Below are 26,679 nucleotides of genomic sequence, written 5' to 3' on the forward strand. Positions count from 1 at the left end.
CGCGTCGCTGCTGGCGGCTGCCGCGGTGTATGAGCGGCTCGGCGCCACCTGGGACGCCGGCCGGGCGGCCGCGCTGGCCCGCCGGCACGGGGTCGCGTTGCCCGCCCGCCACCGCAACGGCCGTCGTGGCTACGGCGAGGAGCTGTCCCCGAGGGAGCGGCAGGTGGCCGAGCTGGCCGTCGGCGGGCGGACCAACCGGGAGATCGCCGAGGCGCTGTTCGTGTCCCCGAACACGGTCAACAAGCACATGGCGGCGGTGATGCGCAAGCTGCGGGCGCGGTCGCGGACCGAGCTGGTGCGCCTGCTGATGGCCGGCCCCGGCAAGGATGGTGCGTTCTTGCCATAGCTGGCGGCCGACCACGGCCAGCAGGGTGTCTCCATGGACGAGACGACCTGCCCGGCGGCCGACCCCGACCGGGAGCACGAGATCCCGCCGGTGGAACCGGTGGCCGAGGAGCCGGCCGACCCCGACGAGTGGTTGCCGCTGTGACGTCGCGTCCACCGGGAACACCCTGCCCTGGAAGGAATCCTGATGCGTCGTAGCCGGTCATCCGTGGCGCTGCTGCTCGCGGGGGTGGTGCTGCTCGCCGACGCGGGCCACGCCGCCGCCACCCCGCCCGCGCCACCCCCGACACCCGAGGTCGCCCCGTCACCGGCGGCCGCCGAGTTCGTCCCCGGGCCGACGTTCACCCTGCTGACCGGCGACCAGGTCCGCCTCGACACGGCCGCCGACGGCCGCCAGCAGGGCGCGCTGGTCCTCGACGCCGGACCGCAGGACGACATCCGGTTCACCGAGGTCGAGGACGACCTGTACGCGCTGCCGATCGCGGCCGTGCGGCTGGTGGGGGAGGGCAGGCTGGACCGGGAGCTGTTCAACCTGACCAAGCTCGCCGAGTACGGCTACGACGACGCCCACCTCGACGAGCTGCCGGTGATCGTCACCTACCCGCCGGCCAGGGCCGAGACGGCGCGGGCACCCAGGGGCTCGACCAAGACCCGCACGCTGTCCGCGATCGACGCCACCACGCTCGCCGTGGCCAAGGACCACGCCCCCGCCGCGTGGGCGGAGCTGACCAGCCCGGCCGCGTCGGTGCGGAAGGTGTGGCTCGACGGCAAGGCGCAGGCCTCGCTGGATGTCAGCGTGCCCGCCATCGGCGCGCCCCAGGCCTGGCAGGCGGGGCTGGACGGCACGGGCGTCAAGGTCGCCGTGCTGGACACCGGCGTCGACGCCACCCACCCGGACCTCGCCGGCCGGATCGCGGCCAGCCGCAGCTTCGTCGCCGGCCAGGACGTGGCCGACCTCCACGGGCACGGCACGCACGTCGCCGCCATCGCCCTCGGCGCGGGCGGCCAGTACACGGGGGTCGCACCGGGCGCTCAGCTGGTGGTCGGCAAGGTGCTCGACAACGAGGGCTCCGGTCTCGACTCGGAGATCATCGCCGGCATGGAGTGGGCCGCCGCGCAGGGCGCCAAGGTGATCAACATGAGCCTCGGCAGCGGCCCGACCGACGGCACCGACCCGATGGCCCAGGCGGTGAACCGGATCTCCGAGGACACCGGCGCGCTGTTCGTCATCGCCGCGGGCAACGACGAGCGCCCCGAGACGGTCTCCTCTCCCGGCACGGCCGACCGCGCGCTGACCGTCGGCGCGGTCGACAAGACGGCGCCGCACTCGGTCGCGTGGTACTCCTCCCGAGGGCCGCGCATCCTGGACCGCGCGGTGAAGCCGGAGATCACCGCGCCCGGCACGGGCATCGTCGCGGCGAGGACCGGCGGCGGACACGTGTCCCAGCAGGGCACGTCGATGGCGAGCCCGCACGTCGCCGGCGCGGCCGCCATCCTCGCCCAACAGCACCCGAACTGGACCGCCACCCAGCTCAAGGACGCACTGGTCAGCACGGCCAACCCCAACCCCGCCGAAGGCGTGACCGAGCAGGGCGGCGGCATGGTCGACCTGTCCCGCGCCACCGCGGCCGCCGTGGTCGCCACCGGCACGCTCAACCTCGGCGCCATCGAGCCGCCGTACGCGGCCACCAGCGGCACGGTGACCTTCCAGAACGTCTCCGCCGCGCCGGTGCGCGCCGACCTGGCGCTGACCCTGCGCACGGGCCTGACCGCCAACGCGGACTACACCCCGCCGCCCGGCGCCGTCACCATCGAACCATCCACAGTGGACATACCGGCGGGTGGCAGCGTCCCGGTCCGGGTCTCGGTCGACATCGCGGCGCTGGACATCGCGCCCTACTTCGGTTGGCTGGAGGCACGGTCGGGGGACACGGTGCTCGCCCGCAGCACCGTCGGCTGGAGCAAGGAGATCCAGCGCCACCGCCTCACCCTCAAGGGCGTGGACCGGCTCGGCGTGCCGGCGAACACCGTGGACTGCTCGCTGGTGCACATCCTGAACCTGGAGACCGGCGAGCAGATCGAGGGCTGGTGGCAGGACGGCCGGGCCTACACCTGGCGCTACGGCGGCCCCGACCCGCTGCTGCCGGAAGGCCGCTACGGCGTCCTCGCGAACGTCTGCACCTACACGCTCGCCGCGCCGTACTTCACGTTGTCCGACACCATCGGCGGCGCCGCCGAGCTGGTCCTCGACCGGGACCGGGAGATCGTCATCGACGCCCGCACGGCCAGAAAGCTCGAGTACCGGACCGAGCGGAGCGCCGAACCACTCGGCCACCACGACCACCTGGTCTGGGCGGTGCGCCAGGTGACGGTCGAGCACGAGGACGGTGCGATCAGCCACCCCACCATCAGGGTCACGTCCAGTGCCAGGGAACAGTACGTCGTGCCGGACGACTCCACCGCGACGATCGGGACCTTCTTCCTCCACTTCAGCTCCTACCTGGTGGCGCCGGCACTGACCATGCGCGCGTCCGGCAATCGGGTGCCCGAGCTGCATCCGTGGTACCCCAACGAGAACAGCGGGCAGACCGGCTGTGCTGGGCGCGTGCTGTGCCATCCGACGTTCGACTCGGGCAAGAAGTACTCACTGGTGTACGCGGGTGGCGGCAGTCCGGCCGAGCTCGCCTCGGCGCGGGTCCGGGGCAGGCTCGTGGTGGTGACCGAGGACTGGGGCGTGCCGGGGACCTGGCTGCCGGGCGGGCCGCGCGTGGACAAGGTGGCCGCCGACGCGGCGGCGGCCGGCGCAACGGGTGTGTTGATCGCGGCCGGCTATCCCGGCTCACATCTGCGGACCCAGCTCGCCCCCACGACGATTCCGGTGGCGACGCTGTCGGTCGACGAAGGCCGAAAACTCGCCGACGCGGTGCGCAGAGGGCCGGTCTCGGTGCGTACGGGCGGGCAGCCGGTCACCCCGTACGCCTACGACCTCAAGTACCAGTTCGACCGGTTGCGCCTGCCGGACTCCCGGGTGCGCGACCGGGACCTGGAGACGGTGAATGCCCGGTACCACAGCGATGTGCCAGGTTCGGTCGGTGTCTCCGGGACCAACGACAACTCCCAGAAGCTCGCCTTCGCCTACAACACGACGAAGTTCACCACGCCGCACACCCGGACCGAGTACCACACGCCGTCCACGCCCTCGGGGATCGGTCCGGTGCACCGGTACCGGTTCGTTGTGGGCTCCCGGACCGTCTACGAGGAGACCCGGCGCGCACACGTCGCCGGCGCCAGGGTCACCGAGAACTACGGCTCGGTACCCGTTGCCCACGGCCCGGTCGAGCACCCGGTCATGACCGCCACGATCGGTGAACCCGACCAGAAGGTGGTGTATCCCACGGGTGGGGAGCTGTACCGGGCGCCGGAGGGACAGGTCCTCGGGTGGCCCAACACCAGGAACACCGCGCGCCTGCTCCACGACGGAAAGGTGTTGTGTGACTGGCCGGAGCGGATCAACGTCGGCTGCGCCACGCCGATGGGCGCCGGAAAGTACCGGTACGAATGGGATGTCGAGCAGAACGTGCGCGCGTTCATGACCGAGGTGCACACCGCGTGGGACGTCAACGTGAAGTTCGACGGTGCCGTCGGTGCCAAGGAGATCGTGCCGCTGGCCGACCTGCGCTACGACGTCGACGTCGACCTCACCAACGCGGTGACCGAGGGAAAGCCGTACACCGCGACGTTCACCCCCGGCTACCAACCCGGCTATGACGGCCACAACGGACGGTTCACCGTCCAGGCGTGGGTGAGTCACGACGACGGGCGGACCTGGCGGTCCGCCGGCACCGAACAGTCCAGAAAGGACGAGGGAGCCAAGTTCCGCCTGCGGGCGCCCCGCGACGCCGAGTTCGTGACCCTCCGGGTCAAGGCGACCGACACCGCCGGCAACTCCGTCGACCAGACCATCACCCGAGCATGGAAGGTCACCCGACGAGGCCAGCACTGAGGTCCGCGGTGCGGAGGGGCACAGCCCCTCCGCACCGCCGTTATGCGCCAACCCGGCTCGGGCACCAGCAGGGTACGGACGAGGAAGGTGTCGATCAGCACGCCGACGGCGACGAACACCCCCAACTGGATGTTGAGCACGACCGGGGAGACGGTGAGCACGAGGAACGTTGCGGCCAGCACGACCCCGGCACTGGTGATCACACCGCCGGTGGTGGTGAGCGCGTGCAGGATCCCGGCACGGTGGCCGCGACGGGCGACCTCCTCCCGGGCGCGGCTCATCAGGAAGATGGTGTAGTCGACCAGCGATCCGGCGGCGGCCACCACGAGCGCCACGCCGAGCCAGTCCAACGGCCTTGGCGGCGTGCGCCCGGCGGCCTCGCCGATCGTGCTCCACACGACCGATCCGCCCGGTAGCAGGGCGATCAGCCCGTCGACGACGATGACGTGGCCGGCGGCGAAGTGGCGTGCCACCAACCACCACCGCGCGTGCGCGCTGGGGGAGCCGCCGTGGACCATCAGCCCACCCTGGGCGCACCACCGCCGTCGCGGCATCATCGTCTCGTCGTAGTCGTGTGGTGCCCTGATGTCCACTTAGGACTCATCCGGAGCGGGCCGAGAGACCGTGCTGGCGCAGGTCAGGTCGTCATTGGGTGGCGGTGTGGGTCCGGTGTTCGCGGATCTGGCCGTGGTGGTCGGCGGCCCAGGTGATCAGGGACGTGACGATGTGGTGGAGGCTGCGGCCGAGAGGCGTGAGGGCGTACTCCACCCGTGGCGGCACCTCGGCGTGGGCGGTCCGGGTCACCAGGCCGTCCTGCTGGAGTTGGCGCACGGTGAGGGTGAGCATTCGCTGGGAGATGCCGGGGACCTCGCGCTGTAGGTCGGTGTAGCGCAGGGGGCCGGCCTCCAGTACGGCGATCACCAGCATGCTCCACTTGTCGCCGATCCGGTCCAGAATCTGCCGGACGAACCCCATCTGCTCAGCGGGGATGGCGGCGCACGGCCCTCGGCGAGCGGCGGCGTCGGGTTGGTCGGCGGTGTCCATGGCGCACATTCCCCTCCGGTACGGACATCGATGTGCCTTTTGTACGTCCCTCCATCCTGGTCCATCATGGCGCTACGCACAAACAGTAAGAATTGGATGGGCGCCACGCCCACACGACACGGAAGAGATCTGACTGTGCCTACTCTCGCCATCGTCGGCGCCGGCTCCGGCATGGGCCTGGCCATCGCCCGCACCTTCGGCAGCCGGGGCTTCGACATCGCCCTGATCGCCCGCACCACGGAGAAGCTGGAAACACTGGTCGGCCAACTCGGCCAGGACGGCATCAAGGCCGCCGCCTTCCCCGCCGACATCCTCGACCGCACCGCACTGACCGATGCGCTGGACGGTGCGCGGGCCCACTTCGGCGGCATCGACGTACTGGAGTACTCGCCTGCCCCGCACTCCCCGGTGCCCGGCTTCACCATCGCCGCGCCATCGGAGGTCACCGTGGAGAACCTGCAACCGCAGGTCGAGTACAGCTTCTACGGCGCGGTCGCCGCGGCCAGGGCGGTACTGCCCGCCATGCGGGCGGCCGGCGCCGGGACCCTGCTGTTCACCACCGGCGGCGGCTCCGTGGACCCGGTGCCGATGCTCGGCAACGTCAACGCCGCCCAAGCGGCGCTGCGCAACTGGGTGATCAACCTGAACAAGGAGCTGACCGGCAGCGGCGTGTACGCCGCCCACGTGGCGATCAACGTCTGGATCGGCGGGGGCGGCCCAGAGGGCTCCCCGGCGGCCACGCCCGAGCAGATCGCCCCCCTGTTCTGGGATCTGCACGAACGCCGGGACCGCCCCGAGGCCATCTTCAACGCCTGACCTCATCCGGGACGGACCGAGAGGGCGTGCCGGAACACGTTACGCGGATCCCAGTGGGCCTTGATTCGTTGCAGTCGTGGGTAGTTCTCCCCGAAGTACAGCGTGTGCCACGGCACACCGGAGGTGTTCCACGCCGGGTCGGCGAGATCGGTGTCCGCGTAGTTGATGAACGCGCCGTCGGTCCGCTCGCTCGGCGCCGGGACACCGCCGGTGTCGGCGAACAGGTCCCGGTAGAACTCGCGCAGCCACCGCGTCCTGGCACCGTCGCTCGCGGCGTCCGGCCAGCCGTTGACGAACAGCAGCTTGAGGATCGAGTCCCGGTGTGCGACGGCGGTCGCGTCGACGGGCACCGTGTTGACCTTGCCGCCGTAGGAGTTGATGCTGAGCAAACCACCCGGGTAGTCGTCCATGTTCAGGTACCGGTAGATCACCGCGAGCTGCCGGTCGGTGAAGGGCTTGCGCAGATAGCCGGACTTGACCTGGAGCCGGAAGATCGGCCCCGGATCGCCGGGGGAGCCCAGCAGCGCGTCGGCCAGCCATGGCTGCCGGCTGAACACCGGGGTCGGTGGGGTGCGGACCCCGGCGCTGATCTCGGCGACCAGGTCGGTAATCCGCTGTTCGGCGTCCGCACCGGCCATCTTGCCGATCAGGGTGATGTTCTGCGCCAGGCGACGCGTCACCAGGAACTCGCTGTAGTAACCGGCATAAGGAGAGTCCGGCGCGCTGTTGCGTGCGGACCACTGCCCGTGGTTGTCCATCAGCCTGGTGAACGCGGCCACGTCGGGGATGTCGGCCCACGGCCAGTCGACGGAGAACGACAGCGTGGAGGCCGGTGGCTTGGGCAGCAACGCCGCCGGGTCCGAACCCGTCGCGCCCGGCGTGCGGAACCAGTACCGTGTCACGACTCCGTACGTCCCGGCGCCGCCACCGGTGTGTGCCCACCACAGTTCCCGGTTCGGGTCGGACTCCTCGCGGGTGGCCACCACGCTCCTGGCCGTGCCGTCCCGGTCGACCACCACCACCTCGACCCCGTACAGATGGTCGACGGCCAGGCCGTGCAGCCGGCACAGCACCCCGTACCCACCGCCGGCCACGTGCCCGCCCGCGCCGACCTGGGGGCACCAGCCGGCGGGAACCGTTACCCCCCAACCGAGATAGAGCCTGCGGTACACCTCGCCGAGGGTCGCGCCCGCCTCGACGGCGAACGCCCGGCGGCGCGGGTCGTAGTACACCCGCGTCATCCCGGACATGTCGATCAGCATCCGTACCGCCGGGTCGTCGACGAAGCCCTCGAAGCCGTGGCCGCCGCCGCGTACCGCGAGCCGCCGGCCGGTGCGCACCGCGTCCCGCACGGCGTGCACCACCTGCTCGGTCGAACCGACCACCCGGACCTCGTCCGGATTGTTGGCGAACCGCCGGTTGTAGCCCCGGATGATCAGGTCCTGGTAGCGCGGGTCGTCCGGCCCGATGGCCACCGGACCGAGTGGCGGTGGACAGTCGTCCGACTCGGCCGCCGCCGGGGTGGCGCCCAGCGTCGCGGTGGTCAGCCCCACCGCGGCGGCGCTCGCACCACGCAGCACGTTCCGTCTACTGTGTCCGGTCATCTACGGTTCCCCTCTGCTGGACCTGGTCGGCGGACAACGTAGTCGCGGCACCGGTTCCCGGTATTGGACAAACGCAAGATCGCGGTACTGTTGGTGCGGTGGGAGGCCGGGGACTCGACGGATGGTCGAGCGCGCTGTCGCGGCGCGACGTCGAGCTACCGGCGGGCGACAACCTCGTCTGGCCGGCGGCACCGGCACTGTCGGCCCACGTGCTCGGCTACGCCGGGTCCCGGCACACCGACGACCGTCCGGTGCTGCACCGGGTCACCCCGGTCGCCGGGCTGACCGTGCTGCTCGACCTCGAACCGGCACAACGGTGGTATATCCCGGGAAACTCCGGGCAGCGCCAGCTGGTGTCCGGCTCGCCGGTCGACGGGTTGCGGGCCGAGCCGGTGGTGTTCGAGCAGTCCGGTCGCGACCACAGCATGACGATCGGGCTGACCCCGCTTGGCGCGTACGCCCTGTTCGGCCTGCCTCTCAAGGAACTGTCCCAGGTCGATGTCGGCATCGTCGACCTGCTCGGCGCCCGGGCAGCGCACCTGATCGAGGAACTGGCGCACATCCCGGCATGGCCGGCCAGGTTCGCGTTGCTCGACCGGCGGCTCGCCGAGTGGCTGCGCACCGGTCCGGCCCTCGACGCGCCGGTTCTCGGCGCGTGGCGCCGGCTGATCACCTCGGGCGGCCGACAGACGATCGGCGCGCTCGCCGAGGAGATCGGTTGGAGCAGGCCACATCTGGAGTCCCGCTTCCACCGACAGGTTGGCCTGCCACCGAAGTCCGTCGCCAGGATCGCCCGGTTCCACCGCGCGTTGCGCCTGCTCAGCCAACCGCACGCGCCGCGCCTGGCCGACATCGCGACCGCCTGCGGCTATGTGGACCAGCCCCATCTCAACCGTGACTTCCGCGCGTTCACCGGCAGTACCCCGACCCGGTTCCGCGGCCTCGCCCGCCAGACCGAGTCGTGACGCGAGGGTAGGGCCAGCCCTACCCCGATCGCGGGGGCGCGCCCCATCGTGAGTGACGCGCGCCGCATCTAGCGTGATCGCCAAGGCGCACGGGGCGCCACCACAAGGAGATGACGATGACCGCCACGACCAACGTCGACGCGCTTGCGCTCGTCGGAGTGCGCCGGATCTTCGGTACCAGGGACAATCCGGTGCGCGCGTTGGACGGTGTCACCGTGCGGTTGCCCGCCGGGACGTTCACCGCGGTGATGGGGCCGTCCGGTTCCGGCAAGAGCACCTTCCTGCAGTGCGCCGCCGGGCTCGACGAGCCGACCAGCGGTCAGGTGTTCATCGACGGCACCGAACTGGACCTGAGCAGCGAGACCGCGTTGACCAAGTTCCGCCGGCAGCGGATCGGGTTCGTGTTCCAACAGTTCAACCTGTTGGCCACGCTCACGGTCTGGCAGAACGTCACGCTGCCGCTGCGGCTGGCCGGCCGCAAGGTCGATCGCGACCAGTGTCTGCGGGTGTTGCGCGGCGTCGGTCTCGGGGACCGGCTCGAGCACCGGCCGGCCGAGCTGTCCGGCGGACAGCAGCAGCGGGTCGCGATCGCGCGCGCCCTGGTGACCAACCCCCGGGTGATCTTCGCCGACGAGCCGACCGGCGCGCTCGACACCCGCAGCGCCCGCGAGGTGCTCGGGCTGCTCGCCGACGCGGTGCACCGGATGGGCCAGACGGTCGTGATGGTGACCCACGACCCGGTGGCCGCGTCCTATGCCGACGGTGTGCTGTTCCTGGCCGACGGCAGGATCGTCGGTCAGCTACGCAACCCGACCGCGGAAATGGTCGCCGAGCGGATGGCCCGTCTCGGGGACGCCTCCGAGCGGAGCACGGCGGCCGGCGCATGACCATGTTCCTGCTCGCGCTGCGCTCTCTTCGTTACCGCACAACGGGTTTCGTGGCGAGCTTCATCGCGTTGTTCCTCGGTGCGGTGGTGCTGATGAGCTTCGCGTCCATGGTGGACACCGCGCTCGCCGACGGGGTGCCGGCCACGACAGCCGATCCGTTGATCCTGATGGCGTCGGTGGTCGGCAGTTGGGGACTGGTCATCGTCACCTTCGCCGTGTCCTCCACGCTCAGCCTGCTCGTCAGCCAGCGGCACACCGAGATGGCGGTGCTCAAGAGCGTGGGCGCCACCCCGGCGCAGGTCGGCCGGCTGATCGTCGGTGAGGCCGCGGTGGTCGCGGTCGTCGCCGCCCTCGCCGCGATCCCGGTGGCCATGCTCGGTGGCGGCCTGCTGCTCGACGTGCTGAAGGAGACCGGCCAGGCGGCCGGTGGCACGGTGCACGAGTTCGGGTCGGTCGCGATCGGCGTCGGGCTGGGGATCACGTTCGTCGCGGCGACCATCGCCGCCAGGGTCACCGCCAGGCGCGCCACCATGGCCCGCGCCAGGGACGCGATGCTCGCCGCCGCCCTCGACAGCCCCCGGCTCGGCCGCACGCGGCTGGTCGTCGGGCTGGTGCTGGTCGGGATCGGGATGAGCTGCGGGGTGCTCACCGTGACCATCGTCGAGGACATGGGGCTGGAGGGCATGGCCATCGCCGGCCAGGCGGCGATCATGTCCGCGATCGGGCTGGCCGTGCTGGCGCCCGCGCTCGGCCGGGCGGGGATCGCGGTGCTGGCCGGGCCGGTGCGCTGGTTCGCGGGGGTCAGCGGGTACCTGACCGTGCTCAACATCCAGCAGCGCAGCCGGCAGATGGGCGGCGTGCTGGTGCCGATCATCCTGTTCACCGGGATCGCGACCGGCACGCTGTACATGCAGGGCATCGAGAACTCGGTCACCGCCGGGGTGGCGAAGAACGCCGACCAGCAGAGCATCGAGACGCTGAACTTCGTCGTGGTCGGCATGATCGCGGTGTTCGCGGCGATCATGCTGGTGAACACCCTGGTGGCGGCGACGATCCACCGCCGCCGGGAGTTCGGCCAGCACCGGCTGGTCGGCTCGACCCCGCCGCAGGTGCTGGGCATGGTCGGTGTCGAGGGCGCGGTGCTGGCCGCGATCGGGGTGCTGTTCGGGTCGCTGGCCTCGGCGGTGTCGATCGTGCCCTACAGCATCGCCAGGACGGGCAAGGTGTTGCCGGACATGACGATCGGCGTGTACCTGGCCATCGTGACGATCGCGGTGGTACTCACCTTCGCCGCGAGCCTGGGCGCCGCCGGTCGGGCCATCCGCACCCCACCGATCCAGGCGGTCGCGGTCTGACGATCGGGTGCGGGGCGGGTCCGGCGGCGATGGCCGGTTGTGGCCGTGGGGGTGCGCGGGCGGTTTGGGTGGGTAGCTTCGCCGGCATTCGACCAGGTGGGGAGAGTCATGCGGGTGTGGCGCGGGCGGCGATGGGTGGTGGCGCTGGGGGTGGTCGCCGGCCTGACGGGGTGCACGAACGTGGTGGCGGGCGAGTCGGGTGGTTCCGGTGCGCACTCGGCCGCGAACCAAGCGGACGGGTTGACCGCCGAGGCGGTGCTCGGTGACTTCGCCACGTACGACCCGTGCGGGGTGGTCGAGCCGGCCGCGTTCGCCGAGTTCGGCACGGCGGGCATCGTCGACCGGCGGTCCTTCGAGCAGTGCGGGCTGAGCCTGGTGTCCGGTGACGGCGCCGGTATCGCGGTGCTGTCGGTCGGCAAGCTCGCGATGCTCGGCGGAACTGGCCGAGGTCAGCACCTACGTGCCTACCGGCGGCGAGAGCGGCTGCGCCGGCGCGGTCTCCGTGGCGACCGAGGTGTGGGGGCAGCTGCCGACACCGTGACGGCTCAGGCATATCCGCTTTCCTCGTGCTATATTCAATACATGGCACGGAAGGAGCTGGTGGGCCATGGGGGAACGGCGACGCTACGACTCGTCGCGACGGGTGGGACAGGCCGAACAGACCCGGTCCGAGATCGTCGATTCCGCGCGCCGCCTGTTCCTCGCCCAGGGGTGGGCGGCGACCACCATCCGGGACGTTGCCCGTCAGACCGGCGTCTCCGTGCCCACCGTCTATGCCGCGTATCAGAGCAAGACCGGGCTGGTCCAGGCGCTGGTCGAGGTCGCGGACCTGTCCGCGGGCCTGCCGCAGATGCTCGACGAGTTGGCGGCCACCACGGATCCGATGGCGCACCTGGCCATGATGACCGGCTACGACCGCAGGCTCTTCGAACGCGCCGGCGACATCATCGCCCTGATCCGTGAGGTCGGCCGCACCGAGCCCGAGCTGGCGGCGTTCTACCAGCAAGGTCGGCGGCGCGCCGACGAACCCCGTGACCAGGCGTTCTCGTCCTGGCCGGCGGGCACCCTGCGACCGGGCCTCGAGGTGCCGGCCGCGGTCGACATCTACGCCGCCCTGTGCAACATCGACGTCTACAACACCCTTGTCAACGAACGCGGCTGGCCGCCAGACCAGATCGAGCGCTGGTGGACCGAGGCACTCGGCCGCGAACTGCTGAACCCGGAAAGGCCGCGATGAGCGTCGAGGTACTGAGGAAATCCAGCATCGCACTGCTCACCACCTACCGACGCGACGGCAGCGGCGTCGGCACCCCGGTCAACGTGAAGATCAAGGACGGCAAGGCCTATTTCATGACGCGGGCCACGAGTGCGAAGGTCAAGCGGCTGGCCAATAATCCCGAGGTGTCCCTCGCGCCGTCGACGTCGACGGGCAAGCCAACCGGCCCCGCGGTGCGCGGCCGCGCGCGGCGACTGGACGGCACCGACGGCACGCGGACCCGGTTCTGGATCTTCGCCCGGTTGGTGTACCGCGACCGGCCCATCGCCTACGAGATCACGCTGACGCAGTCATGACACCGTGTTTCTGGGGGAGTCCACAATGGAGTTCACCGTCCTGGCCGGGTTGGGCGGCATCGGGTTCGTCCTGATCCTGGTCATCCTCAACGTCATCTACGTCCGCGCCGGGCTCCCGTTCCCGACCTCGGGCAGGGACCTGAACGCGGTCACGGCCTCGTTCGCCAACCTGGGTGACGCGTTCCGGAGACCGTCGACGATCGTGCCGGTCACGTGGGTGTGCACCACGGTCTTCGCCGCCGGTCTGCTGTCGGTGCTGTGGCGTGGCGGGTCCGGGGCGAGCGCGTGGGCCCTGGTGGGTTTCGCTGGCGTCCTCATGCAGAACGCCACCTTCACCGGTGTGGAGGCGCTCCGCTTCGGCATGGCCGCCGCCGCCCGGCACGGTCCTGGCTCGGTGGCGGGCCTGTGGGGTCTGAGCAATGTGCTGCTCGGGTTCAACCAGGTCTTCCTGGCGCTGGCGATCCTGGGCTTCACCCTGGCCGGCGCCGACGCCGGTCTGATCGCCACCTGGCACGCCGTGCTCGGCTACCTCAGCGCCGCGGTGCTGTTCGTGGCCGCGTCGGCCAGTCCCTACAACGTCGACGGCGGCAACCGGCTCTGGGCGGCCGGCCTGGTCGGCGCGCTCGGCTGGGCGATCTGGATCACCGCCTGGAGTGTCTCCCTGTTTCTTCTCTAGCTGGGCACGATGATGACCTTCCCCCGGATCTCGCCGGCCGCGCTCCTGCGGTGCACCTCGGCGATCCCGGCCAACGGATGGGTCTCGGTCACCTCGACCGTCACGACGCCCGCGTCCACCAACGCCACCAGCTCGCTCAGCTGGGCCGCGTCGTACCGAACGACCAGGTGGGTCGAGCTCACCCCGGCGGGCGCGGTCACCGGCGCCGCCGCGGAGATGATGGCCCCACCGCGCCGGACCGGCGGTACCCACGGCGGCGGCGTACCCACGAGGTGGATCAGCACGTCCACCGGGTCGACGCTGGCGGCGACCGAGCCACTGGTGTAGTCGACGACCTGGTCGGCGCCGAGCCGCCGGACCGCGTCCCGGCTGCGCGCGCTCGCGGTGGCCACGACGTGCGCACCGGCGTGCTTGGCGAGCTGGACGGCGAATCCGCCGATGCCACCACCCGCGCCGTTGATCAGCACCCGCTGCCCCGGCCGCACGTTCGGCATGACCGTCTGCCACGCGGTCAGCCCGGCGAGCGGGATGGCCGCGGCGTCGGCGAGTGGAATCCCGACCGGCGCCGGCACGAGCCGGCCGGCCGGCGTGGCGACGTACTCCGCCGCCGCCCCACCAGCGAGCCAGCCGATGACCGGCCGGCCGTCCGCGGTGCCGGCGACGTCCCAGCCGAGGGTGTACGGCAGGTCGACCGCGAACAGCGACCGCAGCATCCCCGACCGCAGCGCGGTCTCGGTCGGGTTGAACGACGTCGCGGCGACCTCGACCACCACCTCGCCGGGACCGGGCACCGGCCGGGGGACGTCGTCGATCCGGATGACGGCGGGGCCGCCGTGCTCGTGGATTCGTGCGCTGCGCATGACTGAACCGTAGGAGCCGACGGGGAGACAATCCATGCGTTAGGGTCCCTGGTACATATCCGATCGTCTCGGAGAGAAGACCATGGATCTGCTCAGTGACGTGCTCACGGTGATGCGCACCGGCGAGCCGCGCTCGGCCAGGGTGGTGTGGACCGCCCCCTGGGGACAGCGGTTCGCGCCCGTGCCCGGGTCGGCGGGCTTCCAGGTGGTCCTGCACGGCAGCTGCTGGCTCATCCGCCCCGACACCGACCCGCTGCCACTCGGCACGGGCGACGTGGTCTTCCTGCCCCACGGCCAGGGCCACGCGCTGGCCGACAGCCCGGCCACCCCGATCGACGCCGAGGCCTGCGACCCGAACGATCCCGCGTTCGTCGAGCGCCACGTGCACCGGCCGCCAACCGGGACCGGCCCGACGACCGTGACGCTGTGCGGCGCCTACCAACTGGATCCGGCCCGCGCCCATCCGCTCCTGCTGAGCCTGCCGGAGGTCGTGCGGCTGCCCGCCCGCCTCGGCCACGACCTGCGCGCCGTGGTCGAGCTGCTGGCCGCCGAGCTGGAACGCCCCGACCTGGGCACCGACGCGCTGATCCCGACCCTGCTGGACACCCTGTTGCTCTACATCCTGCGCACCTGGTTCACCGCCCAGCCCGCGACCGGCGGCACCGGTTGGGCGGCGGCGCTCACCGACCGGGCGATCACCTCGGCACTGCACGCGATCCACCGCGACCCGGCCCGGCCGTGGACCGTCGCGACGCTCGCGGCCGAGGCGGGGCTGTCCAGGGCGCCGTTCGCGCGGCGGTTCGCCGAGAAGGTCGGCCAACCGCCGCTCACCTACCTGACCTGGTGGCGGATGACGACCGCCACCCGGCTGCTGCGCGACACCGACGAGCCGCTGCGCGCCATCGCCGGCAAGGTCGGCTACACCTCGGAGTTCGCGTTCGCCAGCGCCTTCAAACGGCAGTTCGGCACCGCCCCGGGCCAGCACCGCCGCGCGGCGGGATCAGCGTGAGTTGGCGCGCAGCAACGACACCGTGCCCACGGTCAGATATCCACGCCATTCCAGCGCGGCGGCGGGGGAGTAGCTGTCGAAGTCGACCCGCCAGCCGCCGTCGTCCTGCTGTCCGGCCTCGACCCGGCGCAGGTCCTCGGCGATCACCTCGGCGCTGAACAGCCGTCTGGCCGGCCGGTCGGGCAGCGGCGCGAAGTCCAGCGGTCGCATGGTCTCGCCATCGGCGCCACCGGCGACCGGCACGAGCCCGTCGGGCGGGATGAACGTCGCCAGCTTGTCGAACAGCGGCGGGGCCTCGGCGTGCGTGTCGTAGGTGGCGTCCAGGAACCCGACGGCGAAGCGGAGCGCGATGGCGTGCGGCGCGCCGTCGAGCTCGGCGATGGCCGCGAAGCAGTACCGGGTGGCCGCGGCCAGCCAGGGATGCGCGGCCACGCCGGGATCGCCGGCGGCGACCTGGTGGGCGACCCCGGCGACGAACGCGGTGCTCTGCAGGGACGACGCGCGCGGATCGGCGTCCGCCCAGAACGGCGCGCACCCGGCCGGGTCCGCGACCGGCAGGGCGAAGGGCACCCCGCCGTCGGGCAGGGAGATCCGGCCGAGCCAGGCACACACCTCGACCGCCCTCGGCGTCGGCCCGACCTCGGCGAACACCTCCAGCGCGTGCAACGCGCCACCTGGCTGGCTCTCGGGTGCCCGCAGGTCGGGTTCCAGGCCCCAGCCGTATCCGCCGTCGGGGTTGCGGTACCCGTCGACGGCGGCGAGCACGGCGGCGGCGTCCGTGTCGCCGAGGAGGTACTCGAAGCGGCGGCGGTCGAGCAACCGGCCATGGGTGGCCAGGAACGCGGCGGCGGCCGACAGGTCAACAGTCACCCGGTCATTCTGGCGCGGTCCCGCCCGGCGCGTATTGAACGTTTCGGTCGTCCCAGAAGCGTCGCACGTTGTTCATGTCGCCACGGAGTGTCAGCTGAGCACCGGTCAGTGGTAGCCGATATGCACGTTAGCGTAGGGATACCGCACAGCGGATGGGATCGAAAGGCGCCAGGTGACAGGTCAGTTCAACGTGCTGCTGCGGCAGCTTCGGCGACAGGCGGGGATGACCCAGGAGCAGTTGGCGGACCGGTCAGGGGTCGGCGTGCGCACGATCCGGGGGTTCGAGACCGGCGAGCGAACCGACCCCAGAATGGTGACCATGCGCCTGCTGGCCGACGCCCTCGGCCTGCGCCCGGCCGATCGCGACGAACTGCTCGCCGCCGCGATGCACACCGAGGTGGCCGACGAGGTAGCTGACGAGGTAGCCGACGGGGTGGCTGATGCCGGCGGCGAACCGGTGCCCCGGCAACTACCGGCCCAGCCGGGGGCGTTCGTCGGCCGGCACCGCGAGCTGGCCGTGCTCTCGGCCGCGGCCGGCACCCCCGGCGGGACGGTCGTGGTCGGCGGCGGCGGGGGAGTGGGCAAGACCTGGCTGGCCCTGCACTGGGCCCACCAGCACCTGGCCGAGTTTCCCGACGGGCACCTGTTCGCCGACCTGCGTGGCTTCAGCCAGGACAGCGAGCCGCTGCCCGTGGGCGTCGCGCTGCGCGGGTTCCTCGACGGCCTCGGCGTGCCGGCCGGCCGGGTCCCGGTCGACCTGCCGGCCCAGACCGCGCTGTACCGCAGCCGGGTCGCCGGCAAGCGGATGCTGATCCTGCTGGACAACGCCGCCGACGCCGAGCAGGTCGTGCCGCTGCTGCCCGGCGGGGACTCCTGCACGGTGCTGGTCACCAGCCGCCGGACGCTGACCGGATTGATCACCCGGCACAGCGCACACCCCCTGTCCCTGGACATGCTCAGTGCCGATGAGGCGCACGCCCTGCTGGCCAGGCGGGTGGGCGTCGACCGGGTGGCCGCCGAGCCGGCGGCGGTCGCCGAGCTCGTCGGCCTGTGCGGCGGCCTGCCGCTCGCGTTGGGCATCATCGCCGGCCGCGCCAGCATCTTCCCCACCGTCCCGCTCGCCGAGGTCGCCGCCGAGCTGCGGGAGGCCGGGCTCGCGGCGCTGGCCGACGACGACCCGGCGGCCAGCCTGCCCGCGGCGCTGTCCTGGACCTACCGGGCGCTGAGCGCCGACCAGCAGACGATGTTCGGGCTGCTGGCCATCGCGCCCGGCGCGGACCTCACCGCGGCCGCGGCCGCCAGCCTCGTCGGCCAGCCACTCCCGCAGGCGAGAAAACTGTTGCGGGAACTGGAGAAGGTGTCCCTGGTGAACCGGGACGGGCGCGGCCGGTACGCGATGCACGACCTGATCCGCCGCTACGCCACCGACACCGTCGACCAGCGGCTGCCCGCCGAGGAGCTGACCATGGCGCTGCGCCGGGTGGTCGACTTCTTCCTGCACACCGCGCACGCGGCCGACCGGCTGCTCGACCCGCACCGCCCGCCCGTCCGGCTCGACCCACCGGCGCCGGGCTGTCAGCCAGAACCGCTCACCGACCACGCCACCGCGCTGGCCTGGCTGGACGCCGAGCATTCCGGTGTGCTGGCCGCCCAGCACACCGCGGCCGCCCGGCACTGGCACCAGACGGTGTGGCAGCTGGCCTGGACCCTCGGCACTTACCACGACCGGCGGGGCCGCGCCCACGACCGGCTCGCCGTCTGGCTGACCGGCCTGGCCGCCGCCGACCAGCTCGCCGACTGGGCCGCCCGGATCCGCGCGCACCGGGTCCTTGGCTACGCCTACGCCGAGGTCGGCCGGCACGACGAGTCCATCGACCAGCTACGGCAGTCCCTCGCGTTGGCCGAGGAACACCACGACCACACCAACCAGGCGCACACCCACCGGCTGCTCGCGCGGGCCTGGGGGCAGCGGGGGGACCACGTGCGGGCGCTGGCCGAGGCCACCCAGGCCTTCACCGGCTACCGCGCCCTGGACAACGCGGTGTGGGAGGCCGAGGCGCTCAACGAGATGGGTTGGCAAGCCGCCCGGCTCGGGGAGTACGCGCGGGCCCACGAGCACTGCGCGGCCGCGCTCACCCTGCACCGCCGCCACGACAACCCCGACGGCGAGTCCTACGCGCTGGACAGCCTGGCCTACATCGCCCACCACACGGGCCAGCACGAGCAGGCCGTCGAGCACTACGCCCACGCGCTGACGCTGCTGCGCGACCTCGGCTACAGCTACGAGCTGGCCAACAGTCTCGACGGGCTCGGCGAGGCGCACCTCGCCCTCGGCCGCCCCGAGCAGGCCCGCACGGCGTGGCGGGAGGCCCTTGAGCTGTACCGGGCCCAACAACGCGACGACGACGCCGGCCGGTTGCGGCGACGACTCGCCGCCCTCGACGAGTGAGGGCGGCAACCACGTAGGTGAGGAGCTGAGGATGTCATGCGGGTGCGACCGTTCGACAGGAGCCAGTTCACCAATGGCCGGCCGACCGACGCCGACGCGGCGCGGATCAGGTCGATCCTGGCCAATGCCACCAGGTACGCGGTGACCACCTGGTACCACGAGGTCAAGAACTTCGACGCGCAGACCGGTGACCACCTGGACTTCGGCGGCATCGCCGAGCACAGCATCCGGCCGGCCGCGAGCGAGGCGTACGCGCTGGCCGTGGCGCTGGCCACCGGCGGCTACGACGCGGCGGTGACCGGCGTCGACGAGCGGACCGCCAGGGCGCTCACCGTCCGGCTGGTCGGCTCGCTGGCCTTCCGCCACCGGGTGAACACCGAGGGCGGCTGGGGCTACGACTGGCAGACCGCGCTGTGGGCGGCGCTGGCCGGCAACGCGGGCTGGCTGCTGTGGGCCGACCTGCCGGCGGCCGACCGCGAGTACGTGCGCCGCATGGTGGAGTTCGAGGCCAACCGGTTCATCGGCTGGCCGGTGCCCTACTGGCGCAACCGCGCTGGCGGCTTCAACGGCGCCTGCGGGGACACCAAGGCCGAGGAGAACGCGTGGAACTCGCGGTTGCTGTTCCTCGCCGTGGTGATGATGCCCCGGCACAGCAGGCGCGCCGGCTGGGCGTACAAGGCCAACGAGCTGAGCATCGGCGCGTTCGCGCGGCCGGCCGACCTCGCCGCGAAACAGCGCACCCGGGGCCGGCCGCTCGGCGACTGGCTCGAGGGCACCAACATCGACGACGACGGCGGGCTGGTCAACCACAGCATCTACCACCCGGACTACGTGACCACGCTGAGCGAGATGATCAGCGGCGGGCTGATCTACGGGCTGGCCCGCAGGCGCATCCCGGGCAACGCGCTGCGCGGCGCCACGGTGCTTTACCAGAGCCTGGTGGCCAGGCGGTGGTGGCCGGCCCCCGCGCCGCCCTGTCCGAACAGCCCGGGGTTCCGGCCGCCGGCGGCCGCGAACCCGACCGGCACCATGTACGTCCACGGCACCGACGACGTGTACTACCCACAGGGCAACGACTGGGGCACCGCGCGCCGGGCGCACTTCGCCGAGCTCGACGTCATGGTCGGCGCCTTCGGCCTGGACACCGCCGTCCCCGGCCGGGCGGTCACCTGGGAGCGGCTGCACGCGCAGCGGGTGCTGGACATGCAACAACGACCGCTGGCCGGCGGCGTGCCGAGCGACGGCAGTACCTACCGGAGTGCCGGCGAGGACACCTATGCCGGCCGCGAGGAGTGGGTGGCCGCCAGGGCCGCCGAGTCCTGGCTGACCAAGTGGCTCGCCCACCACGACGCGCTGCGCACGACCAACGCCGCCGAGCAGATCGTGGTGGCCAACAGCGATCGCGGGGTCGTCGTCACGGGCTCGTGGACGGTGGGCGGTCCGGCGGTGAACGGGCCGGGGGTGTTCGGCACGGCGGTGCGTTACAAGGGGCCGGGAACCGGCGAGGCCTCCCTGCGGTTCACGCCCCGGCTGACCAGGACGCGTTCCTACGACGTGTTCGCCTGGTGGTTCTCCGCGCCCGCCCAGGCCACGAACGCGCCGTACACGGTCACCCATGCCAGGGGCAGCGCGACGGTGCGGGTCAACCAGCGCGCCGGCGGCGGCGTCTGGCACCGGCTCGGCACGTTCCCCATGGGCACCGGCGATCACGTGCTGATCAGCGACGACGCCGACGGGTACGTGGTGGCCGACGCGATCCTGCTGCGGCCCGCGTAGGCCCGCCCGACCGTCCCTGATTCGCGTCAGCAAATACCTGTGACAATTATTGAACCGATGTAACTCGGCTGCGGTCACAGGTTCGCTGTCGAGAAATGGGGAGGTCGGGGTGGACGAGTTGCGCCAGCTCGTTGGCGAGGCCGAGCGGATGGGCACGGTGCTGGACACCGGCCGGAATCCGGACGCGCGGTACGCGGGACAGGACGCGACCGAGACGGTGGCCGTGGTGGTCGACACGGACGGCCGGGTCGTCGACGTGACGATCGACCGGGACAAGTTCCGCGCCGGCGACCTCCGGTTGCTCGCCGCGGCCACCCTGGAGGCGGCCGGCAACGCGGAGACGGCCAGGGTGTCGGACTGGGCCGAGCGGATCACCGAGGCGGACGCGACGCTGCCGGCCGTCGAGGTGCCCGCGTCGCCGCCGGTGTCCGCGCCGTTCCAGATCAACCCGCCGCGGGTGATGCTCGACCAGGTCCTCACGCTCATCCACCGGGCGAGCGAGGAGTCCTCGGCCGAACTGAGGCGCGCCGAGGCGCTCGCCGCCGCGCCGCGCCGACCGATCACCAAGGGCCGCAGCGAAGGCGGGCACGTCGTGGTCGGCATGGACGGCCAGCGGGTGGTGCGGGTGGAGATCGAGACCGACACGTCGTGGATCGCCACCGCGAACGAGCGGGAGATCGCGGCCGAACTGCGCGACGCGTTCGCCGAGGCCTACCGGAACCTGGACGACGCCGCCCCGCGCCGCCGGGCGAACAGCGCGATCGACGAACTGCGGAAACTCACCGAGAACCCGCAGGAATTCGTCAACACACTCTTCGGAATCAATCGCTGAGAACAGAACAGGGGAGCTGGATCATGGCACCGACCCCGGAGCAGTACAAGGCGGCGCTCGACGCGCTCGAAGGGGACGCCAAGGTATGGGAGGCGTGTGGGAACGAGCTGACCACGGCGGGTGGTGTCGCGGCCGGGCTGACGCTGGACGCGGCCGCGATCTCCTATGTCGCCGACAAGTGCGGGATCACCGCGCAGTACACGGAGTTGCAGCAGAAGCTGCAGCGGCTGCTGACCTCCGGCGGCGAGTACTCCACCGCCGTTGCCGGGCAACTGCGGGCCGCGGCCGCGACCTACGACGCCGAGGAGCAGGCCGGCGTCCACCGTATGAACGACGTCTGGTGAGGGACCCGTCATGCCACTGACTCAAGAAGAGATCGACGAGATCATCCGCAAGATCAACGAGGGCTTCGAGACGTTCAAGTCCGAGTTCCAGAAGTTCGTTCAGGGCGTCGAGGGCTGGGTCAAGAAATGGGTCCCCTGGGCGTACGGAAAACTCACGGAACTGCTGAGCTGGATGTATGCCAAGTTGATGGAGGTCGAGGCGGAGCTCAGGAAGTTCCTCACCCAGCCGGGACAGCCGTGGACGCTGTGGAACACCGGTAGCACGTGGACCAACTCCGTCGGCACCGTGAGCGGGATGGAGGGGAACTTCACCGAGAGCGCCATGCCCACCGGCGCCGAATGGGACGGCACCGCGGCCAGCCAGTACAAGCGGTCGCTCGGCCCGCAGGGCAAGGCGCTCGCCGCGGTGAAGGCGGCCACGGACGCGGTCGATGACGCGCTCGGCAAGCTCGCGGTCGCGATCGGCGTCGCGTGGCTCGCGATCGCCGCGGCCATCGTGTCGTTCATCTCCGAGATCATCGCGGAGGCCGGTGCCACGGTGGCCTCCGAAGGCGCCGCGACGCCGGCCACCGTCCCGGCCGCCGGCATCTCGGTGGCGAAGGTGGCCGGGCTGGTCGCCGCGGCCATCGGCGTGCTCGAGGCGTTCGTCGCCTCGACCGTGCTGCCCGCGTTCAAGGATCTGGACCAGGTCATCCAGACCAACGGCGCGTACCCGAAGAACCTGTCGTCGGGGGAGAACGAGTGGCCCAGGATGACCAGTGACGTCTCCGACTCCAGCCACCGGGGCAACCACGGCAAGAACGCGCCGTGGGAGATGTCCAAGGCCTGATCACCCGTCCGGGCGCGGTCGACGGCAGCGCCGGTGAGTCCGATCTCCGGTCGGGGCTCACCGGCACTGACCGTCAGCCGAAGCGCCAGAGGTGGTCGCTGGTGCCGTTGTCGTCCCACAGCACGATCTGCGCGCCGGCCGCGGTGGACGCGTCGGTGACGCCGAGGACCCGGCCGCCGTTCGCGCACTGGATCCGGAACAGGTCGCCGCCACCGTGGCGCAGCCGCCAGCGGTGGTCGGCGGTGCCGTTGTCGGCCCACTGCACGACCCGCGATCCGTTGGCCGTGCCCATGTTCTCCACCCCGAGCACCTTGCCGCTGTTGGCGTTGCGCAGCCGCAGGTAGCCGCCGGTGTCGATCACCGCGGTCCACAGGTGGTCCGCGGTGCCGGTGTCGGTCAACTGGATGACCAGCGCACCGTCCGCTGTGGACATGTCACGGACGCCGAGCACCAGCCCGCTGGCCTGGTTGCGCAGCCGTCGGGTGCCGACCGGGGCGAACCGCCACCGGTTGTCCGCGCTGCCGTTGTCGGCGTCCTGCACGGCCTGCGCGCCCTCGGCGGTCGAGCCGCCCTGGATGCCGAGCGGCTTGCCACTGTGGACGTTGCGGATGGTGTGCGTGCCGTCGCCGAGGTCGGTGATGGTCCACCGGTGGTCGGCGGTGCCGTTGTCGGCCCACTGCAGGACGTTGGCGCCGTCGGCGGTCGACATGTTCTCCACGCCGAGCACCTTGCCGCTGTTGAGGTTGCGCAGTCGTACGGCCGCGCCGTCGGGCACCAGCTCCCAGTTGTGGTCGGGCGTGCCGGTGTCGCTCCACTGCAACGCCTGTCCACCGTCGGCTGTGGACATGTCGCGCACGCCGAGGACGAGTCCGCTGGCGGCGTTGACCAACCGGTGGCCAGGCGTGGAGTTCCCGCCGCCGTCGCCGGGCGCTCGCCAGTACACCGTGTAGTTGTGCCCGTGCGCGTCGTGGAAGGGCCCCAGCGGGACCGTCGTGCCGCCTGCCGACGCGGTGAACGACAACGTCGTGGTGCTCGTCCGGGTGATCGACCCGACGTCGAGGGTGGGCAGGGCGGTGAGCGTGCTGTTGCCGTAGTTGCCGGACAGCACCGCCGGGCCGTAGGTGATCGCGGAGACCCCGGTGTTGTCGTTGGCCGCGCGCATGATCACCCGCATCGGCAGCCGGACGGTCACCTGGTCGCCCGCGGTCCATCCCCGGTTGATGCTGGCGTAGGTGCCCGGTGTCGTGGCGATGTCCTGCGCCACACCGTTGACGCTGACGGTCGCGCCGCTGGTCCACGCCGGGATCCGGACGCGCATCGTCCACGTGCCGGCCACGGTGCCGGTGACGGTGAGGTTCGTGGTGTCGCTGGCCGGGTAGGTCGTGGTCTGGGTGACGGTGATCCCGCGGTCGGCCCAGGTGAGCACCGACGGGATGAACAGGTTCACGGTCAGCGTGGAGTCGTTGAAGAAGTAGATGGAGTCGGCCAGCTTGGTGTTGGTCTCCAACCCCGTGCCCTGGCAGCACCAGAACGAGTTGTAGTCGGTGCTGAAGCTGCCGCCGCCGACCGCCGGCCCGGTCTGACCCCGCCGCCCGCCCGGGTTGAGGGCGGTGAAGTAACAGACGTGCCCGTGGCTGTTGGCCGGGTTCTGTTGGCCGAGCATCTGGTTGAGCAGCGCGCGCTCGTAGAAGTCGAAGTAGGCCACCCGGTTCGGGTCCAGCAGCCACAGTTCCCTGGTCAGCTTCAGCATGTTGTAGGTGTTGCAGGACTCGGCCGCGTCGCTGGCCAGGAAGCCCGCGATGGCGTGTGGCGCGCGGAAGTGCTCTGCCTGGCTGTTGCCGCCGATCACGTAGGTGTGCGCGTCCACGGTGAGCTGCCAGGCGTTGGCGGCGATGTCGCGGTAGCGGGTGGTGCCGCTCGCCTTGTACTCGCGGGCGGCGCCGACCCACTTGGGCACCTGGGTGTTGGCGTGCAGCCCGTTGAGCTGGTCCTGGTTGGCGGCCAACGGATCGAGGACCGCGGCGTGGTCGAACCGCTGCGCCACGGTCAGCCAGCGCTGATCGCCGGTCTGCTGGCACAGGTCGGTCAGTACCGCGCCCATGCCACCGAACTCGACCCGTAGCGTGGTCTGCATCTGCTCGCGGCTCAGTCGGCCGGTGCGCCAGTCGACCCAGCCGGCGAACCGCAGCAGCACGTCGCGCGCCTGGATGTTGCCGAGATACCGCCACACGTCGAGCAGCCCGGCCAATGTCTTGTGCAGACAGTAGTAGGGCACTCCCTTGCGCACACCCGTTTCCACGGTGTTCAGATCGGACTCCGGGAACCCGGACAGGTAACCGGTGTTGAACCCGGCGGCGGCGTTGTTCGCCTGGCACTTGGCCAGTTCGGCGACCAGGTAGTTGGCCTTGTCCCGGCAGGTGGTGTCGCCGAGCACCGCCCACGCCTGGGCCCACGCGGTGAGGAAGTGGCCCTGGCTGTGGCCGCGGAACTCGAAGTTGGGCGCCTCCCAGCCCCCGCAGGCCGCCGCGCCTCCGGTCGAGAGCCGGTGGTTGGCGCGGAAGCTGTACAGCAGCCGGTCGGCGTCGATGAACCGCAGGTACGTGAGCGTGCGGTTCTGGTTGTCCAGCCAGCGGCTCGCGGTCAGCCGGACCTGCTCGAGCGGGAACGGGTAGGCCGACACCCCGATGTCCTCGCGGACCGGCGGGATCTCGGCGACCGCGGCGCCGGCGCCGGCGCCGGCGCCGACCGCCGGCACGCCGCCGGCGACGGCCACCACACCGGCGGCCTGCAGCAGCCGGCGGCGGCTGAGACGGGATGGTTCCATTGTGGACTCCAGGTTCGTCACGGGGTGAGCCGGAAGGTGGCGTCCTGCCGGTCGCTCGCGCTGGATGACGAACTGAGCGCGTCGATGCGCAGCAGGAAACCGGTGTGGCGCAGGTAGTACGTCGGGTAGTTGTACGAGCGGAACGACGACCAGCCGGCGTCGGCGAGGCCAGCGGTGCGGTAGAAGGTGGTGTCGGCGCGGAAGGTGGCCGTGCCGTCGTCGGCCGCGAGCCGCACCTCCTGGTTGTAGTGCCGCAGGAACTGGCCGGGATAGTTCACCGCCTCGAACGACACGCCCGCGCCGTCGGCCAGGCCGGGAACCATGCGCCACAACTGATCCTGGTACGGCTCGAGCGGGTAGGTGTCCAGCCGCGCGGCGTAGTCCGCGTGCCGGACGAACCGGTCGGGGTAGTTGGAGGACTTGAGCCGCGTCCAGTTCGGCGTGCCCCAGCGGGAGACCAGCGCGCTGTACTCGGCCGAGGTGATGCCGGTGATCGAACCGTGCTTGGCGTTCAGCGGCGGGGTGTAGTCGCGCTGGTTGGCCACCGTCCAGGCGTTGGCGCCGATGTTGGTGCTCGTCCAGGAGTAGTAGTCGTTGTTGATCGGACTGTACGAGTCACCCCACAGCCGCCACCCGGTGCCGTCGTTGTTCCTGACCAGCAGCGGCGCCTCGATGCCGTTTCCCTGCCGCAGTCCGCTGGTGTAGGTGGTGAAGCTGTTCGGCGCGCCGGTCGCGGACCGCGCCCCGTGCAGCAGGCCGGTCGCCAGGTTCTTGTAGTAGAGGTAGGTCGTGGCGCCGTCGACGACGATGTCCCCGTCCAGCACGCCGAAACCCGGGCTGAAGAACACCTGCGGCGAGCTCACCGTGAGGAAGTCGGTGGTGTAGTTCACCAGGAACACGTCGCTGCCGTTGTTGGCCGAGTAGACGATCCCGTACTGGCCGCGCGCCGCGTCCCAGAACGCGGTCGGCGCCCAGGTGTGCGTGTTCAGCGTGTGCATCCTGATCCGCCGGTACCCGGTGAAGCTCGTCAGGTCCGTGGAGTCCCACACGTGCAGGTACTGGCTGTTCTGGGTGAAGTCGGTGCCGTTGAGGTCGGTCGCCAGCACGACGAACGTGCCGTCCTGCTTGCGGAACACGAACGGGTCGCGTAGGCCGAGCGTGCCGGCCGTCGGCGTGGCCACCGGGTTGTTGGCGTTCAGCGGCGTCCAGTTGCTCCCGTCCTGGCTCACCGCGAGGTGCAGGCCATAGTTGGCCCCCACCATCTGGGGTGATTCGGTGAAATAGGTCATCACGTAGGCGGTGTTCGTGGCCGACGCCGCCGGCGGCGCGTTGACCACGACGGCCATGCCGACCGCGACGCACAGGCTGATGACCAGGGTCGACGCTCGTCGCCAGGTACTCATGGCTCCCATCCAATGTGATCGCTAACAATGAATATCGAAAGCACACAGGTGTCACGTTGCGACCCGGGGGGACGTGATGTGTTAACGCTAACAGAAGAGACGTCGGTCACTCAACCCCGACTTTGCCCTGGGCCCCCGGCGTGTCACGGTTCGCCCGTCCGGCCGATAGTCCACTGTGGATGAAGCGGTTCGGGGATTCATCGCGTCCAGTCGCTG

21 protein-coding genes and 1 pseudogene are annotated in these 26,679 nt (G+C 71.2%); 15 read left to right on the plus strand and 7 right to left on the minus strand.

Annotated elements, in window-relative coordinates; translation table 11 throughout:
* Both ACYVIP_RS43310 and ACYVIP_RS43315 read left to right on the plus strand, forming a co-directional pair.
* The coding region (locus ACYVIP_RS43310) for a helix-turn-helix domain-containing protein (RefSeq protein WP_460406951.1) at window positions 1–346 on the plus strand (346 nt) is incomplete at its 5' end.
* 186 nt (window positions 347–532) lie between these two features.
* Window positions 533–4,348 carry a S8 family peptidase gene (locus ACYVIP_RS43315; RefSeq protein ID WP_460406952.1) on the plus strand — a complete coding sequence of 1,272 codons (3,816 nt, stop codon included), beginning with the start codon at window positions 533–535 and terminating at the stop codon, window positions 4,346–4,348.
* A 23-nt stretch (window positions 4,349–4,371) separates the two neighbouring features.
* Here the strand turns inward: ACYVIP_RS43315 and ACYVIP_RS43320 are convergent.
* Both ACYVIP_RS43320 and ACYVIP_RS43325 read right to left on the minus strand, forming a co-directional pair.
* A pseudogene (locus tag ACYVIP_RS43320) lies at window positions 4,372–4,905 on the minus strand (MMPL family transporter); the annotation flags it as partial.
* 88 nt (window positions 4,906–4,993) lie between these two features.
* A complete protein-coding gene (locus tag ACYVIP_RS43325; RefSeq protein ID WP_460406953.1) occupies window positions 4,994–5,401 on the minus strand; it encodes a winged helix-turn-helix transcriptional regulator in 408 nt (135 codons plus the stop codon).
* 126 nt (window positions 5,402–5,527) lie between these two features.
* Here ACYVIP_RS43325 and ACYVIP_RS43330 point away from each other — a divergent pair, with 126 nt between their 5' ends.
* Complete coding sequence (locus ACYVIP_RS43330) at window positions 5,528–6,208, plus strand: SDR family NAD(P)-dependent oxidoreductase (protein WP_460406954.1); 681 nt, start codon at window positions 5,528–5,530, stop codon at window positions 6,206–6,208.
* Between the two features lie 2 nt (window positions 6,209–6,210).
* Here ACYVIP_RS43330 and ACYVIP_RS43335 read toward each other — a convergent pair whose 3' ends face one another.
* Window positions 6,211–7,812, minus strand: coding sequence for an FAD-binding oxidoreductase (locus tag ACYVIP_RS43335; protein ID WP_460406955.1), 1,602 nt, complete (start codon window positions 7,810–7,812; stop codon window positions 6,211–6,213).
* Window positions 7,813–7,910: 98 nt separating this feature from the next.
* Between ACYVIP_RS43335 and ACYVIP_RS43340 the strand changes: the two genes are divergently transcribed.
* The 6 genes from ACYVIP_RS43340 (at window position 7,911) to ACYVIP_RS43365 (ending at window position 13,267) form a co-directional block, all read left to right on the plus strand.
* Entirely contained in the window at window positions 7,911–8,777 is an 867-nt protein-coding gene (locus ACYVIP_RS43340; RefSeq protein WP_460406956.1) for an AraC family transcriptional regulator, read from the plus strand.
* A 116-nt stretch (window positions 8,778–8,893) separates the two neighbouring features.
* Window positions 8,894–9,664: an ABC transporter ATP-binding protein gene (locus tag ACYVIP_RS43345; RefSeq protein WP_460406957.1), complete on the plus strand. Its 771-nt coding sequence runs from the start codon at window positions 8,894–8,896 to the stop codon at window positions 9,662–9,664.
* Window positions 9,661–11,019 (plus strand): FtsX-like permease family protein, encoded by a 1,359-nt coding sequence (locus tag ACYVIP_RS43350; protein ID WP_460406958.1) that lies wholly within the window; start codon window positions 9,661–9,663, stop codon window positions 11,017–11,019. Before ACYVIP_RS43345 ends, ACYVIP_RS43350 begins: the two co-directional genes overlap by 4 nt.
* Window positions 11,020–11,626: 607 nt before the next feature.
* Window positions 11,627–12,256, plus strand: a complete 630-nt coding sequence (locus ACYVIP_RS43355; RefSeq protein WP_460406960.1) for a TetR/AcrR family transcriptional regulator — start codon at window positions 11,627–11,629, stop codon at window positions 12,254–12,256.
* Window positions 12,253–12,591 (plus strand): PPOX class F420-dependent oxidoreductase, encoded by a 339-nt coding sequence (locus tag ACYVIP_RS43360; protein ID WP_460406961.1) that lies wholly within the window; start codon window positions 12,253–12,255, stop codon window positions 12,589–12,591. Before ACYVIP_RS43355 ends, ACYVIP_RS43360 begins: the two co-directional genes overlap by 4 nt.
* 25 nt (window positions 12,592–12,616) lie before the next feature.
* Window positions 12,617–13,267 (plus strand): hypothetical protein, encoded by a 651-nt coding sequence (locus ACYVIP_RS43365; protein WP_460406962.1) that lies wholly within the window; start codon window positions 12,617–12,619, stop codon window positions 13,265–13,267.
* On the opposite strand, the gene ACYVIP_RS43370 is transcribed toward ACYVIP_RS43365, so the two are convergent.
* Entirely contained in the window at window positions 13,264–14,127 is an 864-nt protein-coding gene (locus tag ACYVIP_RS43370; protein WP_460406963.1) for an NADP-dependent oxidoreductase, read from the minus strand. The genes ACYVIP_RS43365 and ACYVIP_RS43370 overlap by 4 nt on opposite strands.
* Before the next feature lie 82 nt (window positions 14,128–14,209).
* On the opposite strand from ACYVIP_RS43370, the gene ACYVIP_RS43375 reads away from it, so the two are divergent.
* Window positions 14,210–15,136 (plus strand): AraC family transcriptional regulator, encoded by a 927-nt coding sequence (locus ACYVIP_RS43375; protein ID WP_460406964.1) that lies wholly within the window; start codon window positions 14,210–14,212, stop codon window positions 15,134–15,136.
* On the opposite strand, the gene ACYVIP_RS43380 is transcribed toward ACYVIP_RS43375, so the two are convergent.
* Entirely contained in the window at window positions 15,128–16,006 is an 879-nt protein-coding gene (locus tag ACYVIP_RS43380) for a hypothetical protein (protein ID WP_460406965.1), read from the minus strand. The two genes, ACYVIP_RS43375 and ACYVIP_RS43380, sit on opposite strands and share 9 nt — an antisense overlap.
* 172 nt (window positions 16,007–16,178) lie before the next feature.
* Here ACYVIP_RS43380 and ACYVIP_RS43385 point away from each other — a divergent pair, with 172 nt between their 5' ends.
* The 5 genes from ACYVIP_RS43385 to ACYVIP_RS43405 all read left to right on the plus strand — a co-directional run bounded on the left by ACYVIP_RS43385 (window position 16,179) and on the right by ACYVIP_RS43405 (window position 22,236).
* A complete protein-coding gene (locus tag ACYVIP_RS43385; protein WP_460406966.1) occupies window positions 16,179–18,455 on the plus strand; it encodes an ATP-binding protein in 2,277 nt (758 codons plus the stop codon).
* A 36-nt stretch (window positions 18,456–18,491) separates the two neighbouring features.
* Window positions 18,492–20,231, plus strand: a complete 1,740-nt coding sequence (locus ACYVIP_RS43390) for a golvesin C-terminal-like domain-containing protein (RefSeq protein ID WP_460406967.1) — start codon at window positions 18,492–18,494, stop codon at window positions 20,229–20,231.
* Between the two features lie 109 nt (window positions 20,232–20,340).
* Window positions 20,341–21,063, plus strand: coding sequence for a hypothetical protein (locus ACYVIP_RS43395; protein WP_460406968.1), 723 nt, complete (start codon window positions 20,341–20,343; stop codon window positions 21,061–21,063).
* 23 nt (window positions 21,064–21,086) lie between these two features.
* Window positions 21,087–21,407 carry a hypothetical protein gene (locus ACYVIP_RS43400; RefSeq protein WP_460406969.1) on the plus strand — a complete coding sequence of 107 codons (321 nt, stop codon included), beginning with the start codon at window positions 21,087–21,089 and terminating at the stop codon, window positions 21,405–21,407.
* A 10-nt stretch (window positions 21,408–21,417) separates the two neighbouring features.
* Complete coding sequence (locus ACYVIP_RS43405) at window positions 21,418–22,236, plus strand: hypothetical protein (RefSeq protein ID WP_460406970.1); 819 nt, start codon at window positions 21,418–21,420, stop codon at window positions 22,234–22,236.
* Window positions 22,237–22,309: 73 nt separating this feature from the next.
* On the opposite strand, the gene ACYVIP_RS43410 is transcribed toward ACYVIP_RS43405, so the two are convergent.
* Together ACYVIP_RS43410 and ACYVIP_RS43415 are read right to left on the minus strand one after the other, a co-directional pair.
* A complete protein-coding gene (locus tag ACYVIP_RS43410) occupies window positions 22,310–25,060 on the minus strand; it encodes a beta-L-arabinofuranosidase domain-containing protein (protein WP_460406971.1) in 2,751 nt (916 codons plus the stop codon).
* Between the two features lie 17 nt (window positions 25,061–25,077).
* The gene (locus ACYVIP_RS43415; RefSeq protein ID WP_460406972.1) at window positions 25,078–26,463 is read right to left on the minus strand and encodes an AbfB domain-containing protein; all 1,386 of its coding nucleotides are present in this window, start codon (window positions 26,461–26,463) and stop codon (window positions 25,078–25,080) included.
* Between the last annotated feature and the right edge of the window lie 216 nt (window positions 26,464–26,679).

The sequence above is a fragment of the Actinophytocola sediminis genome (assembly GCF_054779715.1).

Coding starts and splice junctions, on each gene's coding strand:
- ACYVIP_RS43315 (WP_460406952.1), top strand. CDS start 533: ATGCGTCGTAGCCGGTCATCCGTGGCGCTGCTGCTCGCGGGGGTGGTG.
- ACYVIP_RS43335 (WP_460406955.1), bottom strand. CDS start 7,812: ATGACCGGACACAGTAGACGGAACGTGCTGCGTGGTGCGAGCGCCGCC.
- ACYVIP_RS43355 (WP_460406960.1), top strand. CDS start 11,627: ATGGGGGAACGGCGACGCTACGACTCGTCGCGACGGGTGGGACAGGCC.
- ACYVIP_RS43360 (WP_460406961.1), top strand. CDS start 12,253: ATGAGCGTCGAGGTACTGAGGAAATCCAGCATCGCACTGCTCACCACC.
- ACYVIP_RS43375 (WP_460406964.1), top strand. CDS start 14,210: ATGGATCTGCTCAGTGACGTGCTCACGGTGATGCGCACCGGCGAGCCG.
- ACYVIP_RS43410 (WP_460406971.1), bottom strand. CDS start 25,060: ATGGAACCATCCCGTCTCAGCCGCCGCCGGCTGCTGCAGGCCGCCGGT.
- ACYVIP_RS43390 (WP_460406967.1), top strand. CDS start 18,492: ATGCGGGTGCGACCGTTCGACAGGAGCCAGTTCACCAATGGCCGGCCG.
- ACYVIP_RS43345 (WP_460406957.1), top strand. CDS start 8,894: ATGACCGCCACGACCAACGTCGACGCGCTTGCGCTCGTCGGAGTGCGC.
- ACYVIP_RS43365 (WP_460406962.1), top strand. CDS start 12,617: ATGGAGTTCACCGTCCTGGCCGGGTTGGGCGGCATCGGGTTCGTCCTG.
- ACYVIP_RS43350 (WP_460406958.1), top strand. CDS start 9,661: ATGACCATGTTCCTGCTCGCGCTGCGCTCTCTTCGTTACCGCACAACG.
- ACYVIP_RS43370 (WP_460406963.1), bottom strand. CDS start 14,127: ATGCGCAGCGCACGAATCCACGAGCACGGCGGCCCCGCCGTCATCCGG.
- ACYVIP_RS43405 (WP_460406970.1), top strand. CDS start 21,418: ATGCCACTGACTCAAGAAGAGATCGACGAGATCATCCGCAAGATCAAC.
- ACYVIP_RS43415 (WP_460406972.1), bottom strand. CDS start 26,463: ATGAGTACCTGGCGACGAGCGTCGACCCTGGTCATCAGCCTGTGCGTC.
- ACYVIP_RS43325 (WP_460406953.1), bottom strand. CDS start 5,401: ATGTGCGCCATGGACACCGCCGACCAACCCGACGCCGCCGCTCGCCGA.
- ACYVIP_RS43400 (WP_460406969.1), top strand. CDS start 21,087: ATGGCACCGACCCCGGAGCAGTACAAGGCGGCGCTCGACGCGCTCGAA.